Genomic DNA, 17,563 nt, shown 5'->3' on the forward strand with positions numbered 1-17,563 from the left:
AGACCTATTTATCCTCCGCGTACACCAATGAACAGTCGACTTTCTGCCCTTTTCCTAGCATCGCTCCTACTGAGTTATGGTTGCAAAACAGCGAAACCCTTAACGACAACCACAGCCGTTACGGCCACCATTACGGAAGAAGGCTTTATCAATTGCTTTACCGCCAGTACAACTCTCAACAATCAACCCGTGTGGTGCGAGGCCTCGGCCGTGCTTTACGATGGCAAAAACCTGTTTCTGGCTAATGATAAAGACATGCCCGCCGGCCAAAGTCCGGTCTTTACCAAAACGCTGTCTGCACTGGGCGATTCCACAAAAACACCGGTTTATTTAACCCAGCCCACCTTTTCAGCCGCCCGCAAGTATGAGGACTTTGCCCGGACACCCGATGGAAAGTTTATCCTGTTGACGACCGCTTTCGACCGGGTAAAAGAAGGCAGTCACGACTGGGATGGGTATAATACGATTTTATACTGGCGTTCCGACGACGAGCAACACCCGTACGTACTCGCTCCCGACAATACCAGCACAACCTCTATGTCGTACCGGCAGCAGATAGCAAAACTGCTGGCCGATGCTGCGTTTCCAGAAGGTATGCCTTACTTCAAAATCGAGGGGCTGGCCGCCACAGACAAGCAGCTCCTGTTCGGTATTCGGGAAGAAGGTAAATCATACGAAAACTTCTCATATAAGGTCAAAGTCATCAGCGTTACTTACCGTATCGAGAAACACAATGACGTGGACCGGATTCGTCTGGCAAACGACTGGCGGATCATCAATAATTACGACATCGTTTCTGCACATCCCGAACTACCCAAGCCACTTGCCCTGTCGAGCCTGGAGTACGACCCCTATCGTAAGCAATTCTGGATGTTGACTTCAATGGAGGCAAATGGAAAGCTGGACGCCTATTTGTGGACTATATCAGCCAATGACCTGTATGCCAACAAACCCTTTACGCTGGTTCGGGATGCCAAAGGGCAACCGCTGCATACGCCCGGTCATAAAGCAGAAGACATAACACCCCTGGATGCCAATCGGCTCCTGCTTATTCATGATGACGACCGGGCGAAAACAATGGTTGGCAACAGAACCCGACAGGCCAATCAGGCCGCGTATACGATCATTACTGTATCGACCCAAAAAACTCGTACGTCCCGGTAATAAACGTCAGGATTCCGGTGGCGTGAGTAGCACCACTAATGCGGATGAGTTGCACATTGGCAGCGCCCCGCTTCTGCATGGCATCATATGCGTTTTGTGAGTTCAGAAAGGCCACCGTTTCATCGGCATCACCATGATAGAGTCGGGTTGGTGTAAGCGGTTTCCAGTCGTGAACATCGTTATCCTGAACAGCCGCCAGAAACGCCTTGTCGGTACCATCGTTTATTCCCTGCTTGAAGCCATCGTTAAACACCTGATTTAAACTGACATTGATCGAAACCGACTGTCCCTGAGCCGCAATCTGTGTAGCATAAGGCTCTTTAAAATAGGCCGTTGCAGGTCGGTTGAGCGCATAAATACGGTCATAAGTCTGCAACACCCAGAGATACAGGCGATTGACGTAGTCGATTCCGGAGGTTTTTTCGTTAATAATCTGCTTCATGAAAGCGGGCTTGTCATAAGCCCCCGCTCCGCAGCTCGATGCCACCAGATTGAACTCCGAACCCGTTTCTTCTTCCAGTTTCTTCTGCAAGGACATCGTGGCGTACCCTCCTTCCGAATACCCGGCAATGAACAGACGATTGTCCCAGTTAACTCTCTGATCGCTCAGAAAATCGCGGGTGGCCCGCAGCATATCAAGAGAAGCCGTAGCCAGGCCATTCCGCTGTTCATATGTATGCGGCACCTCCTTGGAAGCCCCATAACCGATATAATCAGGAGCGGCAATGATATAACCCTGGGAGGCAAACACCGACCCGAATGTGTACGCTTCACTGCTGGAACGAAAATAAGACGGTGCATCTCCATCGCTGGTAATGGTGCCATGCTGCATACTCAACAGCGGTACACCCGTTGTTACGTTAGGAATGATAACCGCACCAGATGCTTTAATGGGCTTCCCGTCAGTATTGGTGGTGTTGTATTCCAGTCGATACGCCTTGATCCCGTATCGGATGAAGAATTGAAACAAAGTCGTGGCACCACTGAACCGACTTCGTAATTGATCGGGTGTATACTCGCCAATCAGCGTGCTACTGACCAGTGTCCGCGCCGGTGCTGGCGTAACAGATTCGCTTCCCTTTGATTGATTGCAACTGGTCGGTACAACCAGCAGCATAGTTCCAACCAGAAAAAGAATAAGCGTTGATTTGAATAGTATCATTGGGGAAAATGTACCGTGTCTATCGGCCTACTTTTTAACGAATTTGACTAGGTTTTCGTTTATCAACATCCCATAAAAACAAAGCACTCAACCAAAATAACTTCCTGATTACCAAATAATTATCAACAATCAAAAGGACTTTTGCAAACGATTATCAGGGACTGAATCTCCTGCGGCAGTTTCCTTTACCATCTAGCGTTGGGGAGTAATTATGATTATGTGGAATACACTCTACAACAATAGGCATCATACTTCCCGATTACTCTACAGAACTACTTTAGAATAAGAAGTGCCCGTCTGTAAAAAATAATATACCATCCATACCATATATGCTGATAATCAAGCATATGTACTCAAATTTCAGATTGATTACCAGACATGCTAACCAAAGTGGTACAGCATTTGGGTGAGTGTAGGCAGTACCAAATGTTCACAACACTATGAATAATCAGTTGAAATCGGCCGGAAAAAAGTCCCTAGCGGTATTAATGGCTGCGGGTATTTTATCAGGTAATGTTTTGACAAGTTGTAAATCATCAAAAAGATTAAATCAAACGCAGCAAGGTGGCGTAATTGGCGCCAGTAGTGGAGCTGTCATCGGCGGAATCATCGGAAACAAAACAGGCAATACTGCATTGGGTGCTATCCTTGGTGCCACCGTTGGGGGTGCTGCCGGTGCTGTCATTGGTCGGAGAATGGACAAACAGGCTGAAGAAATTAAACGTCAGATGCCCAATGCTCAGGTAGAACGGGTTGGAGAAGGGATAAAAGTATCACTCGGTTCGGATATCCTCTTCGATGTTGACTCATATGCCCTGAAGACAGAAACCAAACAACAACTCATTGAATTTGCTAAATCCCTCAACAAGTATGAGGACACAGACGTCCGAATTGAGGGACATGCTGACGCAACGGGATCGGATGCTCACAATTTAGAACTTTCTAAACAAAGAGCTAAGGCCGTTGGTAGTTTCCTTGAATCGCAGGGTGTAAAAACCTCGCGAGTTGATGAAATAGGTTACGGCGAAGCACAGCCTGTGGCAGATAATACAACAGAAGCAGGTCGCCGGAAAAATCGTCGCGTAGATGTTGCTGTTTTCGCCAACAAGCAATTACAGCGCGATGCAAAAGATGGTAAGATCGGCGAATAAATAAAATCAGCTATGGCAACGGTTAAGAAAGGAGATTCAGTTACCTGGAACTACGGAAAAGGGAAAGCAGAAGGCGTTGTTGCCGAAGTGCACACCGACGATGTAGAGAAGAAAGTACAGGGCACTAACGTGAAACGTAAAGGCTCTAAAGAAGAACCTGCGCTTGTGCTGAAACAGGGTGACAAAAAAATTATAAAGTCGGCCAGTGAGGTGTCTAAAGGCAAAAAATAGACGCACTACAATAGACTAAAGTACTGGGCATAGCCCCAACAAGTGATTGATTACAAGCACTTTCTGATTTACTCAACCATAAGATTACCAGTCCTAATTAACAACTCGACAAAACATACACAGACATGAACGTAAAGGAAACAAGAGGAGAAATCCTGGACCAGCTTAACCGTCTTTTAACGATCAGCCACGACGCTGAAAAAGGATATCAGGAAGCTGCAGAAAACGCAAAAGACAACGATCTGAAAAGTTTATTTCTGGATCAGTCGCGCCAGCGTGGCGAATTTGCACTTTCATTAGACCGGGAAATTCGGGCATTAGGCGGTGAGCCAGATAACGGCACAAGCATTGCGGCCGACCTGCACCGTGCCTGGATAAACATAAAATCGACATTTGCCTCCGACGACGATAAAGCAACCGTTCAGGAGTGCCACAGGGGCGATCAGGAAGCCCTTGATACATATAATTCGGTGTTGCAGGAAACCGACCTGGTTGCCAGCACCCGTGAGTTACTGCTCCATCAAAAACAGAGCATCGATTCGGCCAATGCAACGATGGCTCGTTTGGCCTTGGTAGTGTAGTGAATGGTGGGATTGGAAAGCCTACCTCCGTTGGGGGTAGGCTTTTTTGTATTCTCTCGGCTAAAAACAATCCCAACGCACAAGCGGTTGATTCATAAAAGCCCTTATCGGCTAAAAAAAACATTCATACAAACACGTTATGAGTAAACATTCCAAATCGGATTTTTCTCTCGAATCCATACATTCCAAACCGGGCAAGCCCTACCCTCTGGGAGCCACATATGACGGCGAAGGCGTAAACTTCACCCTTTTTAGTGAAAATGCAACCGCTGTTCATCTGTGCCTTTACGACCCGGCCGATGCCAGCCATGAAGTAGCTCGAATTCCATTGGAAGAGCGTACTGAACTCGTATGGCACATCTATCTTGATGGCTTACAGCCTGGCCAATTGTATGGCTATCGGGTTGATGGCCCTTATGATCCGCCGTCCGGGCACTTCTTCAATCCTAATAAAGTCTTGCTTGACCCATATGCTAAAGCCATAAATGCTCCGGTAAATCATAACGATGCCTGGCTGGGTTACGACCATAAAAAGATGGATGCCGATCGGGAAGCCAATAAGCTCCTAACAATGAGCACGGAAGATAGTGGCCCTTCCATGCCAAAAAGTGTTGTGGTAGATCAGACTTTCGATTGGGAAGATGACTCCGCTCCGGACATCCCGTTGCATCGGTCGGTCATTTATGAGATGCACGTAAAAGGTTTTTCGTACCTGCACCCCACCATTAACGAAACGGCCCGTGGAACCTATGCCGGCCTTGGCAAACCCGAAAGTATCGACTATTTCAAACGTTTAGGTATTACAGCCGTTGAGTTACTGCCTGTTCATCAATTTACAGATGAAAGTTACTGGGGGTACAACAGCATTGGTTTCTTTGCCCCACAGAACACCTATTCATCGTCCGGGATGGCGGGCCAGCAGGTAGCTGAGTTCAAGCAGATGGTCAAGAATCTGCACAAAGCAGGTATAGAAGTAATTCTGGACGTTGTGTACAATCACACCGCCGAAGGCAATCAGCTTGGACCACTGCTCTCGTTTAAAGGGATCGACAACCGGGTTTATTACCACCAGGTAGGCGATAATCCAGCGTATTACATGGATTATACGGGTACGGGCAATACGTTTAACTTAAGCCACCCGCGTGTTCTCCAACTGGTTATGGACAGTCTGCGGTACTGGGTAACCGATATGCACGTCGATGGTTTCCGGTTCGATCTGGCCTCTGCCCTGATCCGCACCGACGAAGAGTTTGGTACCGTTTCGTCCTTCCTGGACACGGTAGCTCAAGACCCGATTCTGGCTTCTGTGAAACTGATTGCAGAGCCTTGGGATATTCAGTCGTATCACGTGGGTGGTTTTCCGGTGAGCTGGTCGGAGTGGAACGGTAAGTATCGCGATACCCTCCGAGGCTTCTGGAAAGGTGACGAAGGCAAAGCCGCCGAAACGGCCGTTCGCCTGTTGGGTAGCCCCGACTTGTATGCTAATGATGGTCGCTCTCCGGCAAACAGCATTAACCTCATTACAGCTCATGACGGCTTCACGTTGAACGATCTGGTTAGCTACAACGAGAAGCACAACGAAGCCAATGGTGAAGATAACAATGATGGCTCCAACGACAACCTGAGCTGGAATTGTGGTGCAGAAGGCCCTACGGATGATCCGGCCATTAATGAGCTGCGCGAGCGACAGAAACGCAATTTCCTGGCCACCATGCTGCTTAGCCAGGGAACGCCAATGCTGGTGATGGGCGACGAGTGCGGTCGTACACAGCACGGAAACAACAACGGATACAATCAGGATAGCGAGATCAGCTGGATGGATTGGCACTGGAACGAATCACAACAGGCACTATTTGAATTTACAAGCCAGCTGACCGCCTTACGCCAGGCTATTCCATTACTAAGCCGACGTCGGTTCTTCGATAGTGATCAGGTTGCTTATCTGCTGCCGGATGGTGGCGAAATGACCGGTGACGATTTGCAGAATCCAAATACGCATTGTCTGGCACTCTTCATTGACGGCATGCGCGTAACAGAACAAACGGAAGATGGGCAGGATATCGGCGATGAACAGTTGATCTGGATTCTGAATTCCTATTGGGAAACCATACCGTTCATGATTCCCAAGATTGGCCGAAAAAGTAAAGACTGGGAAGTTATAATGGATACGAACTCAGGGAAGGTATATCCGGAAGGCATGACTGTTAAAGGTGGCCATTCGATTGATGTTACCGGCCGCTCGTCGATGCTATTACGACTTAAATAGTCTTATTCGATACGAAACGAAAAAAGCCATGACAGATCGTTATGGCTTTTTTCGTTTCTTGACCGGCTGGTCATTTATCCTTACTGAATGTCCACTCTTTCACCCGCACAGGCGCGTCCTGAATAGCATTGTAAAGCTGTTTGTCGTTCTTGAACATAAGCTGAGCGAGTTGAAATGTCTCCACATGAACGTTGAAGGTCGGGGATTTAAATGGCCAGGGGTCCATAGCTAGGTGCCCGTCTGTTCGCTGATATATAAAATAAGGTACACCATCCGGACCGAGGCTAACTTCCAGACGACGACCTTCTGGCGGAACCTGCTCTAAACACAGTATTAAAGACAGCGCATCGCACCACTGAAGAAACGCATACCCATAGGCCGCTTCTTCTTTTGTAGCGTTCGACTCCTTACGCCACTTTGTTTGGTTGGTGATTTGTTGATTCAGGTAATCATCCAGTTCTTTGTCGGTTCCTCGTTTTGATTCGTACAGAAACGTGGTATGCAATGACATCAGAAGGGCATTCCAGCGACTTTTTTGCAAGCCAATCTGAATCATTTTCCGGCACTGATCGACTGAATATTCCAGAATTTTAAAGTGCAGCGGAGCACCGGCTGCTGTCAGGTGATTACGGCCTTCCCAAGGGTCCTGTCCGTCGTCGTGCTCTGTCAGTGCAATCAGGGTTTCGACCCAATGAACGGGGCGCTTCTCGACTTGCCACTGCAAAGCGAGTTGAACGGCCAGCAATCCATGCGCCTGCTGGTTAATGATTCCCCAACCTTCGTCTGTCTGTGTAACAATCATAAGAAAGAACAAAAGCGCAACGGGTAGAGCGGGTTGAAAGAAAGAAATTGTATCATCTACCTTCTCTTTCCAGCACTCCCCTCCTTTCGTTACGCCTTCTGATAAATCAGGTGTTAAAAAGTATTAAACTATTTTAGGACTGTCAATCGATTACAACACCCGGCACCTAGTTATATACTTTCTCGTTTTCGCCCATTTTTGGTGGATTACCCGTTACAACTGCGGTGGCCTGCTGCACCAGTCGAACCATCGTACTCGAACTGGCACTCCAGTATTCAGCCATGTGGGTGTGCACCTTGAGCAGAATCAAATTTGGATCATCTTTACCCTTTGGAAACCAGGCTTTTGCCTGTGGATTCCAGAGCTCATCTACCTTGGCACGATCATCCAGCTCCTCCGCCGTTCCCGATATGGATACATAACTGGCATCACCAACATCGGCAAAGGACAAATTCACATGATGATCAGCGTTATCAATCTGTTCTACTTTCGGTGACGTGCGCTGCGTGAAAAACCAAATGGTTCCGTCCTCATCTACCTGAAGCGCAGCCATTGGACGGCTTACCAAATTACCTTGCTCATCAACGGTTGTCATCATTGCAATGCGAATATCGCCGATCAGATCAGCGACTTTCTCAAGCTTTTTATTCGATTGTGGTTTTGTTTCCATAACGTTCTGAAAATTGATAAACGAAAAGTGGTTAATTGACTGCACCCGGTCAGACCTGGTACAATCAATTAACCACTGTCTGGTTAATTAGTTATGAAGCGTTTCGCGAAGATCGATCCCGTAAAACAAGGATGCTGGCGTAACCGCAGGATTTTTAGGGTCTATTCCTGTTTGAGAACTCATCTCAATGATGCTGACACAGCTGCAAATTGTTTGCTGGCACATAGCATATACCTGTTGAGCACGATCCGACTTAACTTGAACAACCTCCTGAGCACACTTTTCACAGACTTCGATACAGGTCTGTGCCAGTAGACGGGCATTCTCAGAACCGCGTACATAAAGCATGGCCAAATTCCGGCACATGTCGCTGCAATCAAGGCTTAGAAATATGCTGCGGTAACAGTCCTCGATACAATCGGAGTTCGAACATTCAGTAGCAAACTCGTTACAGAGTGTGGCGCAACTGGTTAGCGAGTCGTAGATGCTTTTTTTCCAAATCATGGTAGTTAATGGCTTTATATTGATGTTAACTAAGCAAATGTTCGTATCGTTGGTGTGGGCCACTCCGCGTGAGCAGCTTCCAGACGTGTCCATCTACGGGCTTCCTCAATGCTCATAGCAACTACGCGCTGCTTATCCAATTGGCCTTGTTCCAACAGCCGGTTAGCAACCTCGATGGCTTTAGCCCGAGTACTCGGATTAAGCGACCGCATAGCCGCCGGAAAGTGTTTGGTAGTCCACATAATAATTGGATGAAGGTTGCTAATAGAATAGCGCATATTGTGCCACTTCTTTATAAGGTTGGGGCAGAAGAAGTTAACAGCCAATCAACACACTCATAATCAGACAAATACTATTTCAACAATGCGTCTTTTATTCTACAGATTTTATTGAGAAGTATTAATACTATGTAGAAAATAGCTATGAAGATGTGTAGAAAAATACCCACTCAATTCCACAAAAAAGCCAGCTCTGTGTCAGAGCTGGCTTTTTTGTGGAATTGAGTGGCACTTATACGTAAGGGTGCCACCTGTCTATTTTGGAAAGTAGAGCCTGAATGTTGTACCCAGCCCCACCTGACTTTCTACTTCAATAGACCCTTTATGGCTATTAATAATGTTTTGAGTAGCTGTTAGGCCCAATCCCATTCCCCCGGATTTACCGGTGAAAAATGGATCAAACAGGCGTTGTCGATCTGTTTCGCTAATTCCGCCACCGTTATCGGTCACCTCTACGTAAACCCGTTTATCGTCCGTACAACTTGTCTTGACGCACAATATACCCTTTCCTTCCTGCATGGCCTCAACGGCGTTGACGAGTATATTAAGTAAGGCTGTTTTTACCTGATCACGGTCGATGAGGGCTTGGCATTCTCCTTCGATAAAGTTGGTTTCCAGCCGCATCCGCTTGAGCTTGATGCGGTCGCTGACGAGCTGCAGCGTTTCTTTGACAACCTGATTGAAGTCCTGCTTTTTCCGATCAAGATCACGCGGCTTCGATGAATTAAGCATTTCCGTGATCAGTTGGCCAATACGGTCTACATTCCGGCCAATGATGTCCGTAAACATCGTGACGTACTCATTGTCGGTATCCAGTTCGTCTTTTAACTGCTCGAGTGCCAGGCTAAGATTAGTAAGGGGATTCCGAACTTCGTGGGCAATACTGCGGGCAATCTTGCCGGTCATTGTCAGCTTCTCGGCCAGGATAAGATCCTGCTGCGCTTTCTTCTCATCGGTAATATCACGTACAATACCCTGGTACCATTCGGGCCGGCCAACGAAGTCTTCAACGGCCCAGACAGAAATAAGGCAGATCCGTTTGCGCCCGGTCCGATGGATCAGTGTAGTTTCGAAATCTTTTATCTGCCCGTGCTCCCGAACGTTGAAACGTAAATTACGCAGTTGATTCAGGTCGGCAAACAGGCGTGCGGGATTGAGGGTTCGTAATTGGTCACGACTGTAGCCCAGCAAGCGTTCGACGGATGAATTGGCATCCTGAAAGCGAAGCTCATTACTGGCGACAAAAATGGCATCGATCGATCGTTCAAACAGAGACCGATATTTATTCTCTTTCTGAGCTACTTCTGCTAACACACTCGCCTGACGAAGGGCGTACCGAATACTTCGTCCGAGCAATTGGGCATCAATTCTTCCTTTAACCAGGTAATCTGCCGCACCTAATTCCAGCGCCGACTGATCTACAGTAAGGTCATCCTGACCGGTGAGCAGAATCATAGGTGCCCGGCACCCCCGACGAAAAGCTTCCTGGATAAGATCAATCCCGGTATGGTGCCCCAATCGATAATCAACGAGGTACACGTCGTGCTTATGGGCGTCGATGGTATCCAAAGCAAGATCGTAACTATCTACCCAGTCTAGTTTAATTGTTGCATTTTCTTTAGCTGACACCAATGCTTTTGTCAACAAATAATCGTCCTCGTCATCTTCAATAAGAAGCACGCGGATCATTTCTTCCTCATCAGTAACATTGAGTACAGCTGCAACAGGAGTCATAAAGGCAATCAGTTAACTAATCATAGTGAACAACTGGCAGACACAAACACCAGTAACGAGGTATTTTACCAATAACATAAATACAACTTACGGTAATTTAACAGTGTCCATCCAGTAGGTTTTCAGCGCCCCAACCATTTCAACCAGCCGGTTAAAGTTGAATGGCTTTGTAACGAATGAATTCACGCCTAATGTATATGTCTTCAATATATCTTCATCGGCTGAGGACGTTGTCATAACAACAACGGGTAATCGACGTAATTTAGAGTCGTCTTTAATTTCGCTAAGTGCCTGAAATCCGTTCTTCCGCGGCATATTCAGATCAAGAATCAGAAGGTCCGGCCAAGGCGCATTTTGTTCGGTATAACGACCTTTACGGTGTAAATACTCCATCAGATCCTCGCCGTCTTCAACGAATTGAATAGTTTGTGTGTACCCACTCTGTCGAAGGGCGCGTTCCATGAATAAGCGATCATCGGAATCGTCATCGGCAATGAGAATGGTCATGAGGGCTTGCTTACGGTGCATACGGTTAAATTGGATAAAGAAGTTACGGCAACCTAATTGTATTGATTTGTACATTCAGGTGAATGTTTATTATAATAGCTTACTGCTTTTATAGTAAACATTAAAATCTAATTTCAATAAATCAGGAAGCGATTCTTTATTTCAAAGATACTTAAAAACATTGTTTTTCAATTGATCATACAGTACTAAACCATATGTTATTTTATTTCGTGTTGATTTTAATATTATGAAACATACTATTCGCTTTTATTAATTACAACAAACACTTTATTACACAAAAGTAAGTATTGTTAATTAATGGCCCACTGGCAATGCTTATTTGCGCTAAACCTACTAAAAATCTTAAAATTTATACTTACTTTATTCGAGAGGCTAATTTTTACATATTGATTATACGCTTCCACAAAATGGGGAATTTCCTCCGCAAGGTGTCAGTTTATGCCTAACATCAATTTAATATTTCTCAACCCACAAATAGGTATAATACAACGCTATAGGGCTAATGCATCTCCTGGAAAGGGTATTGGCACGATTTTAACCTATTATGAGCTAACACAGATAATTTTATAATCTGTTTTCTAATTCACTAATCGTTATGAAAAAGTTAGTCAATACCTTGCTGACAAGTGCCGTTTTATTAACCGGTACAATTGTTTTCAATTCATCAGATGCCTTGGCTCAGGGACGGACACGAGTTGGTATTAAAGGTGGCTTAAATGCCAGTTCACTGTTTTATGACAGCCAGGGTGCAACCAATAAGAACGAGCGTATTGGGTATCATGTGGGTGTATTTGCTCAGGCGCCTATTGGGGAGTTTTTTGCCATTCAGCCCGAGTTGCTGTATATGACAAAGGGGGCATCAGCTGATTTCAATGTTCTTGGCGTTAATGGAAAGAATACCTTCAAGCTCAACTATGCTGAATTGCCAGTTCTTGCGACGTTCAAACTTGGTCAGGCGGTCGAACTTCAGGCAGGTCCGTACGTATCCTATCTTTTGAACTCGAACATCAATTCAAACAGCGATTTTGGTACGGGCACAGCGGCAATCAACCGGGATAATTTCAACAAAATAGATTACGGTATTGCGGGTGGCATCAACCTTTATTTTGGTAAAGCCTTCATCGGAGCCCGTTATGAACAGGGTCTTCAGCAGGTTGCCAATAGCGGAGCCGCTAAAACATTACTGGGAAGTGCCAAAAATGGTGTTGGTCTGCTTTCAGTTGGTTTCAGCATCAACTAAGTTCACAAAACAGTCCCCAACTAAAAAGGCCAAACGCATTAAGCGTTTGGCCTTTTTAGTTGGGTTAGTAACTCACTTTATAAATGGATGTCGTAAGCCTTCAGTTTGTTGTATAAGGTTTTACGGTCAATATTAAGCACTTCAGCAGCTTTGGTTTTGTTGTATCCAGTTTTCTCCAGAACTTTCAAAATGGCAGCCCGTTCGGCGTTCTCTGAAACTGATTTCAGGTTGGCCGCCGATTGACTGAAGACCGGTACACCAGGGCGGGCGGGGTCATAGTTGATCTGAATAGAAGGCGTGCCAGTGTCTTCCGCCGTCAAATACTGAGGGGATATAATCTCCTGAGGTAATACATCAGCCTCTATGTAGTCTCCCTGCGTAAGCAGCACTGCACGCTTCACTACATTCTGCAATTCACGCAGATTACCATGCCAGTAGTATTCTTTCAGTTTTTCTTTCGCTTCCTCGTCAAAACCCAAAATATCTTTCTCCAGTTGCTGATTGGCTAACTCAAGAAAGTGTTCGGCAAAGATCATTACATCGGCTTTTCGCTCACGCAAAGGCGACAGATGCATCTCGAACTCGGCAATACGATGGTAGATATCTTCTCTGAATTTCCCCTGCCGAACGGCTTCGCGAAGGTCTTCATTCGTAGCAACAATGATCCGTACATCAACCGGTATATCCTGGTTGCTGCCAATACGCCGGATTTTTCGCTCCTGCAAGACCCTTAATAGCTTGATTTGGTTATCGTACGACAGATTGCCAATTTCATCGAGAAAAATGGTTCCACCGTTCGCGTATTCGAAACTACCGGCTTTATCGGACATAGCGCCGGTAAACGAGCCTTTCACATGGCCGAACAATTCACTACCTGCCAGTTCTTTCCCCAGGGCTCCGCAGTCGATCGCTATAAAAGGCTTATCGGCTCGTTTGCTCTTGAGGTGAATGGCATTGGCCACAAACTCCTTTCCCGTACCGGTTTCGCCCGTTATGATAACGGACATATCGGTAGGGGCGATCAAGTCAATATGTTTCTGAAGTTGTTCAGCGGCCCGGCTTTTTCCGAAGATGAACCGTTTTCCGTCAGGTGTCAGTGATAACTTACTGGAGGCCGCTTTAACGGTGCTGGACTTTGCAGCGGGTGTTGCTGCCGGTGTGGCTGACTTTGTCTGACTCAGCGATTGTACACGACGCTCGAGGGCGCCCTTGATCGTGTACAGAATCTCGTCGGGATAGAGGGGTTTGGTTACGTAATCATATGCCCCGTGTTTCACCGTCTGTACGGCAACACGAACATCGGAGTAACCTGTAATAATGATAACGGCTGTCGTTGGATGCATCACCTTAATACGGCGAAGCATTTCAAGGCCATCTATATCGGGAAGCTTAAAATCACAAATGACTAACTCAAAAGACTCTTTTCGCAATAGAACGAGACCATCATCCCCTCGCTGAACTGATGCCGTCTTATACCCCTGCTTGGTTAAATAGCGCTCTAAAAGCAGACATATATCATTGTTATCGTCAATAATCAGAATTTTTTCCATGAAGAGGAAGAAGCTTGTTCAAATAGACCACACTCAGGCTAAGCTGCACACAACATGTGCAACGGGAGGTAGCCATTGTTGGCTTTATGAACAAAGTTACTCAAACCTGAATGGTTTGCAAAGCTGTCTCAACCGAGCGTCGGGTAAATGGTTTACCAATAAAATAGTCGGCTCCCTGCTCCGTTGCGCGTCGTCTTTCAGCCTGCCCGTCGAAGGCACTAATCATGATTACTTTGGCCTCATTTTGACCGTCCTTAATAAAAGGAAGCAAATCAAAGCCCAGTCCATCCGGAAGATTCAAGTCTAAAAATATTGCGTCGAACTGTTGTGAATCGAGCCACTGACGCCCTTCTTCTATAAAATGAGCACAGGTAGGCTGATAGCCCAACCGACGTAACAGTCCAGATAATAGCAAACATATATCCGCTTCATCATCGACAATCAACACTCGTTTTGCAAGAGCTGTTGTATTCATTACGGTTGGTCTAAATTGCTGTCCCGCATTAACGCCTATTATCGGTCTTACCACGGTGAATTTCGTTTTCTAAAATTTCTTACTTATTCATTCTCTATATAAAATATGATGCCGAAAATTCATAAGACTACAGAAATAAGCTCATTATATCCATTAAAAGCCGATAACTTAACTGTTTGCGGATTAATACTACTCATTTTTAAACGATATAGTTTCAGTGAGTTACACTTGGCAGTTGTGTAGAATGGGCCATTTTTCCACGTTAATTCCACACATGTGGAACAATTTCCCCACTTTTTGATTTTTTTACACAAGGCTCATTTTTCTTGGCACTCAAATAAAAAATGCCTCTATTTGCTCATTTCCAAGCCAATAGGCCGTTTTGTCAACCTAACTCTACCACATCCGTTGAATTTAATGGTAGTTGGCACAAATTTTTCTCTAAACCTTATCGATTGCAAAATGGCTTATTCTGATTTACTCACGAAACATAATGGGAAACCTTCTTTACACGATAGCGGCAGTGCCTGTCAACACGTAACTTTCGGGATTCCCGGAAGTCGAGAAAATGGGCACCGCAACTAGCGGTCTAATCCACACATCATTCGTAGTTGCAGTAATTGCAGTTATACTTTGTCTGGTACGATGTTGCGCTGTGTGAAGATAAAAGTACCTTAGAAATATTGATTAAGTAACCCGAAAGGGCTTATGACAGTCTAAATAACATTCCTATTCATTTAGGTGATTTCATTTTAGGTTAAGTACAAGTTACGGTGGGTACGGAATCCCTGCGCCAAATTGAGCGCGGGGATTTTTATTTTACCCCTTTTCAAAAGATGTGACCTGCTCAATCTAAACCTGTATAATTGCAGTGCAAAGCTTATAATTCTAACCTGACAGTGGGGCACAGTTGCGTAAATCGTGGACGCCCTTGTAGAAAAAAGTCCTCAATAAAGAAAGCGCAAGCAAGTGTACAGCAAATAGGTAACAAACTTGTTATCAAAGGCTTACCCCTCTGAATTTATTACTGGTACAAAATTTTCTATCCACCAGTCATTGATAACTTAGTAAATCATTCACAAAAGTTTCAGAAACCATGAAAGCATTGCCAGGAATATTAGTAGGATTAGCTGTTGGAGCTGTTGTTGGAATTTTACTGGCTCCGGAAAGTGGCCAGAAAACTCGTAAGCGCATTTCGTCAGAATCTGACTCGTTCTTTAAAGATCTTCAGGATCAGCTCCAGTCGGGTTTGGAGAGCATCAAAAGTCAATACAATGATTATGTAGACTCTGCTGCCGAAAAGACCCAGGATGTAGTTAGCCAGGCTAAGCGAAAAGCAAGACAGTAATTAATTCACTATCTTATCTACCAACTCACCTAAAACAAACAAATCATGAGAAGCACAAGAGATTTTCTGACCGGTATTATCACAGGCGTTGTTATTGGTATCCTGACAGCTCCACGTAGCGGTAAAGAAACAAGAGATAAATTAACCGAAGAGGCTAATAAGCGTTCCGGCGATCTGAAAGATCAGTGGGAAAAAGGCGTATCGCAGGTTAAAGAAGGATTCGAACAGGCAAAAACCCAGGTGAGCCAGTATACTGAAAAAGCTAAGGATCAGCTTAACCAGTATAAAGATCAGGCTCAGTCTACGGTCAATGCAAACAAAGAGAACGCTAAGAGTCAGTACAACGACAAAGTTGATGAACTGGCAGACGACGCCCGCGAGGGTATAAACGATGCGCAGTCTTCGTTTAAAGTCAATTAAGCCTTAATACACGATTTACTCAACGTTCTTGAAAGCCAATCCCCATCGGTCTCCGGTGGGGATTTTGCGTGTTATATGGGTTTAACTACCTTTTAATTTTCGTTTAAGGAGCGTTTAATTGGCGATGCAGACTTTTGTTATCAAGAACATAGCCATGAACAAACACCTGCTTTACCCAATAAATAGCTTCCCACTTCACAGGTGGTGGCTTCAGCTGCGTCACCAGTTAATTAGAGCGCAATCTTCTCAATCTGTCAGGCCGCTCTGGCTTTGTAGCCAGGTATTGGTCGGATTACTGTTCCTGTCTGGCTTGGCGAGCTGTCGGAGTGAAACGAAAGCCGATGGAACTTCAACCGAAACAACACGCCGACAGAGCAACCTTCTGGCCACGGCTACCCTCGATACGGCAAAGCTGGAAAATGCTAAAAACGAACTAAACCTGACGGGTAAGATTACCTTCAACCAGGATCAGGTAGTTAAGGTATTTCCGCTGGTCGGCGGCCATATAGAGACGTTAAAGGCCGATCTGGGCGATTACGTCCGGAAAGGTCAGGTACTGGCAGTTATTCGCTCCGGTGATCTTGCCGACCTCGAACAACAGGCCATCTCGGCACGCGGGCAACTTGCAGTTGCACAAAAGAACCAGCAGGTAACGGAAGATATGACCAAGGCCGGTCTTAGCTCGCAAAAAGACCTGGTTGCCAGTCAGGAACAGCTACAAGCGGCTAAAGGAGAACTTAACCGGGTTGGCGAACGTCGCCGAATTGTTGGTGGCACAGGCTCCGTTTATCTGGTCAAATCGCCCATGAATGGGTTTATCGTCGAAAAAACAGCTTCGTCGGGTATGGAACTTCGCTCAGATGATCCGGAAAACCTGTTCACCGTTTCCAACCTCGACCATGTTTGGGTACTGGCTAACGTGTATGAGTCTGATCTGGCCAATGTTCATGAAGGCGACCCGGCAACCATAACGACCATCTCCTACCCCGATAAAGTTTTTCACGGACGGATCGACAAGATATTCAATGTCCTCGACCCCGACAGTAAAACCCTTAAAGTACGCGTTACACTTGATAACGCCGATTACCGGCTAAAACCCGAAATGTTCGCCAATGTGAGCGTTACGTATGCCGGCCATGACCAGCGGGTAGCCATTCCGGCGGCTGCTGTTGTTTTTGACAAGAATCGCAACTTCGTCGTGATGGTCAACAAAGAAAATCAGCCTGTTGTCCGCGAAGTTTCGATCTACAAAACCATTGGCAAGAAGACTTACCTGTCAGGCGGTGTTGCCCCCGGAGACCGGGTTGTTACCACAAACCAGTTGCTGATTTACAATGCTCTGGGAAGCTGATCCGGTATGATTCTACGTATTAATTTGCCCACTCTCTCCGGTTTTGAGTTCCCTCATCAATTGATTTCGTGTGAGTTGAACTAGTAGATAAAAAAAGAAAGTCAGCCC

17 protein-coding genes are annotated in these 17,563 nt (G+C 45.8%); 9 read left to right on the top strand and 8 right to left on the bottom strand.

Features of this window, described 5'->3' with window-relative positions:
• The first annotated feature begins 27 nt into the window (after window positions 1-27).
• Entirely contained in the window at window positions 28-1,164 is a 1,137-nt protein-coding gene (locus ACYVJM_RS18550) for a hypothetical protein (protein ID WP_461149723.1), read from the top strand.
• Here the strand turns inward: ACYVJM_RS18550 and ACYVJM_RS18555 are convergent.
• Complete coding sequence (locus ACYVJM_RS18555) at window positions 1,127-2,326, bottom strand: alpha/beta hydrolase family protein (RefSeq protein WP_461149724.1); 1,200 nt, start codon at window positions 2,324-2,326, stop codon at window positions 1,127-1,129. The genes ACYVJM_RS18550 and ACYVJM_RS18555 overlap by 38 nt on opposite strands.
• A 440-nt stretch (window positions 2,327-2,766) precedes the next feature.
• Between ACYVJM_RS18555 and ACYVJM_RS18560 the strand changes: the two genes are divergently transcribed.
• The 4 genes from ACYVJM_RS18560 to glgX all read left to right on the top strand — a co-directional run bounded on the left by ACYVJM_RS18560 (window position 2,767) and on the right by glgX (window position 6,555).
• Window positions 2,767-3,477: an OmpA family protein gene (locus ACYVJM_RS18560; RefSeq protein ID WP_461149725.1), complete on the top strand. Its 711-nt coding sequence runs from the start codon at window positions 2,767-2,769 to the stop codon at window positions 3,475-3,477.
• A gap of 12 nt (window positions 3,478-3,489) precedes the next feature.
• Window positions 3,490-3,708: a hypervirulence associated TUDOR domain-containing protein gene (locus ACYVJM_RS18565; RefSeq protein ID WP_461149726.1), complete on the top strand. Its 219-nt coding sequence runs from the start codon at window positions 3,490-3,492 to the stop codon at window positions 3,706-3,708.
• A 125-nt stretch (window positions 3,709-3,833) separates the two neighbouring features.
• Window positions 3,834-4,289: a ferritin-like domain-containing protein gene (locus ACYVJM_RS18570; protein ID WP_461149727.1), complete on the top strand. Its 456-nt coding sequence runs from the start codon at window positions 3,834-3,836 to the stop codon at window positions 4,287-4,289.
• Between the two features lie 139 nt (window positions 4,290-4,428).
• Complete coding sequence (glgX, locus tag ACYVJM_RS18575; RefSeq protein ID WP_461149728.1) at window positions 4,429-6,555, top strand: glycogen debranching protein GlgX; 2,127 nt, start codon at window positions 4,429-4,431, stop codon at window positions 6,553-6,555.
• Window positions 6,556-6,625: 70 nt separating this feature from the next.
• Here glgX and ACYVJM_RS18580 read toward each other — a convergent pair whose 3' ends face one another.
• The 5 genes from ACYVJM_RS18580 to ACYVJM_RS18600 form a co-directional block, all read right to left on the bottom strand.
• Window positions 6,626-7,357 carry a DUF3891 family protein gene (locus tag ACYVJM_RS18580; protein WP_461149729.1) on the bottom strand — a complete coding sequence of 244 codons (732 nt, stop codon included), beginning with the start codon at window positions 7,355-7,357 and terminating at the stop codon, window positions 6,626-6,628.
• A 166-nt stretch (window positions 7,358-7,523) separates the two neighbouring features.
• Entirely contained in the window at window positions 7,524-8,027 is a 504-nt protein-coding gene (locus ACYVJM_RS18585) for a pyridoxamine 5'-phosphate oxidase family protein (protein WP_461149730.1), read from the bottom strand.
• Window positions 8,028-8,560: 533 nt separating this feature from the next.
• Window positions 8,561-8,773 carry a DUF2188 domain-containing protein gene (locus ACYVJM_RS18590; protein WP_461149731.1) on the bottom strand — a complete coding sequence of 71 codons (213 nt, stop codon included), beginning with the start codon at window positions 8,771-8,773 and terminating at the stop codon, window positions 8,561-8,563.
• Between the two features lie 291 nt (window positions 8,774-9,064).
• Window positions 9,065-10,543, bottom strand: coding sequence for a two-component system sensor histidine kinase NtrB (locus ACYVJM_RS18595; protein WP_461149732.1), 1,479 nt, complete (start codon window positions 10,541-10,543; stop codon window positions 9,065-9,067).
• Window positions 10,544-10,630: 87 nt separating this feature from the next.
• Window positions 10,631-11,071: a response regulator gene (locus ACYVJM_RS18600; RefSeq protein WP_012925368.1), complete on the bottom strand. Its 441-nt coding sequence runs from the start codon at window positions 11,069-11,071 to the stop codon at window positions 10,631-10,633.
• 595 nt (window positions 11,072-11,666) lie between these two features.
• Here ACYVJM_RS18600 and ACYVJM_RS18605 point away from each other — a divergent pair.
• The gene (locus ACYVJM_RS18605; RefSeq protein ID WP_461149733.1) at window positions 11,667-12,311 is read left to right on the top strand and encodes a porin family protein; all 645 of its coding nucleotides are present in this window, start codon (window positions 11,667-11,669) and stop codon (window positions 12,309-12,311) included.
• Between the two features lie 77 nt (window positions 12,312-12,388).
• Here ACYVJM_RS18605 and ACYVJM_RS18610 read toward each other — a convergent pair whose 3' ends face one another.
• Together ACYVJM_RS18610 and ACYVJM_RS18615 are read right to left on the bottom strand one after the other, a co-directional pair.
• Window positions 12,389-13,861, bottom strand: a complete 1,473-nt coding sequence (locus ACYVJM_RS18610; protein WP_461149734.1) for a sigma-54-dependent transcriptional regulator — start codon at window positions 13,859-13,861, stop codon at window positions 12,389-12,391.
• A 100-nt stretch (window positions 13,862-13,961) separates the two neighbouring features.
• Entirely contained in the window at window positions 13,962-14,336 is a 375-nt protein-coding gene (locus ACYVJM_RS18615; protein WP_012925365.1) for a response regulator, read from the bottom strand.
• A 1,096-nt stretch (window positions 14,337-15,432) separates the two neighbouring features.
• Between ACYVJM_RS18615 and ACYVJM_RS18620 the strand changes: the two genes are divergently transcribed.
• From ACYVJM_RS18620 to ACYVJM_RS18630, 3 genes are all read left to right on the top strand, one after another.
• Complete coding sequence (locus ACYVJM_RS18620; RefSeq protein ID WP_461149735.1) at window positions 15,433-15,684, top strand: YtxH domain-containing protein; 252 nt, start codon at window positions 15,433-15,435, stop codon at window positions 15,682-15,684.
• A gap of 45 nt (window positions 15,685-15,729) precedes the next feature.
• Window positions 15,730-16,104 (top strand): YtxH domain-containing protein, encoded by a 375-nt coding sequence (locus ACYVJM_RS18625; protein WP_461149736.1) that lies wholly within the window; start codon window positions 15,730-15,732, stop codon window positions 16,102-16,104.
• A gap of 310 nt (window positions 16,105-16,414) precedes the next feature.
• A complete protein-coding gene (locus ACYVJM_RS18630; RefSeq protein ID WP_461149737.1) occupies window positions 16,415-17,455 on the top strand; it encodes an efflux RND transporter periplasmic adaptor subunit in 1,041 nt (346 codons plus the stop codon).
• Window positions 17,456-17,563: the final 108 nt, after the last annotated feature.

The organism is Spirosoma pulveris (assembly GCF_054781875.1).

Bases quoted from the DNA above. Each gene is read 5' to 3' on its own strand.
- ACYVJM_RS18560 (WP_461149725.1), top strand. From the start codon at position 2,767: ATGAATAATCAGTTGAAATCGGCCGGAAAAAAGTCCCTAGCGGTATTA.
- ACYVJM_RS18605 (WP_461149733.1), top strand. From the start codon at position 11,667: ATGAAAAAGTTAGTCAATACCTTGCTGACAAGTGCCGTTTTATTAACC.
- ACYVJM_RS18570 (WP_461149727.1), top strand. From the start codon at position 3,834: ATGAACGTAAAGGAAACAAGAGGAGAAATCCTGGACCAGCTTAACCGT.
- ACYVJM_RS18555 (WP_461149724.1), bottom strand. From the start codon at position 2,326: ATGATACTATTCAAATCAACGCTTATTCTTTTTCTGGTTGGAACTATG.
- ACYVJM_RS18620 (WP_461149735.1), top strand. From the start codon at position 15,433: ATGAAAGCATTGCCAGGAATATTAGTAGGATTAGCTGTTGGAGCTGTT.
- ACYVJM_RS18550 (WP_461149723.1), top strand. From the start codon at position 28: ATGAACAGTCGACTTTCTGCCCTTTTCCTAGCATCGCTCCTACTGAGT.
- glgX (WP_461149728.1), top strand. From the start codon at position 4,429: ATGAGTAAACATTCCAAATCGGATTTTTCTCTCGAATCCATACATTCC.
- ACYVJM_RS18625 (WP_461149736.1), top strand. From the start codon at position 15,730: ATGAGAAGCACAAGAGATTTTCTGACCGGTATTATCACAGGCGTTGTT.
- ACYVJM_RS18580 (WP_461149729.1), bottom strand. From the start codon at position 7,357: ATGATTGTTACACAGACAGACGAAGGTTGGGGAATCATTAACCAGCAG.
- ACYVJM_RS18585 (WP_461149730.1), bottom strand. From the start codon at position 8,027: ATGGAAACAAAACCACAATCGAATAAAAAGCTTGAGAAAGTCGCTGAT.
- ACYVJM_RS18595 (WP_461149732.1), bottom strand. From the start codon at position 10,543: ATGACTCCTGTTGCAGCTGTACTCAATGTTACTGATGAGGAAGAAATG.
- ACYVJM_RS18615 (WP_012925365.1), bottom strand. From the start codon at position 14,336: ATGAATACAACAGCTCTTGCAAAACGAGTGTTGATTGTCGATGATGAA.
- ACYVJM_RS18590 (WP_461149731.1), bottom strand. From the start codon at position 8,773: ATGTGGACTACCAAACACTTTCCGGCGGCTATGCGGTCGCTTAATCCG.
- ACYVJM_RS18610 (WP_461149734.1), bottom strand. From the start codon at position 13,861: ATGGAAAAAATTCTGATTATTGACGATAACAATGATATATGTCTGCTT.
- ACYVJM_RS18565 (WP_461149726.1), top strand. From the start codon at position 3,490: ATGGCAACGGTTAAGAAAGGAGATTCAGTTACCTGGAACTACGGAAAA.
- ACYVJM_RS18600 (WP_012925368.1), bottom strand. From the start codon at position 11,071: ATGCACCGTAAGCAAGCCCTCATGACCATTCTCATTGCCGATGACGAT.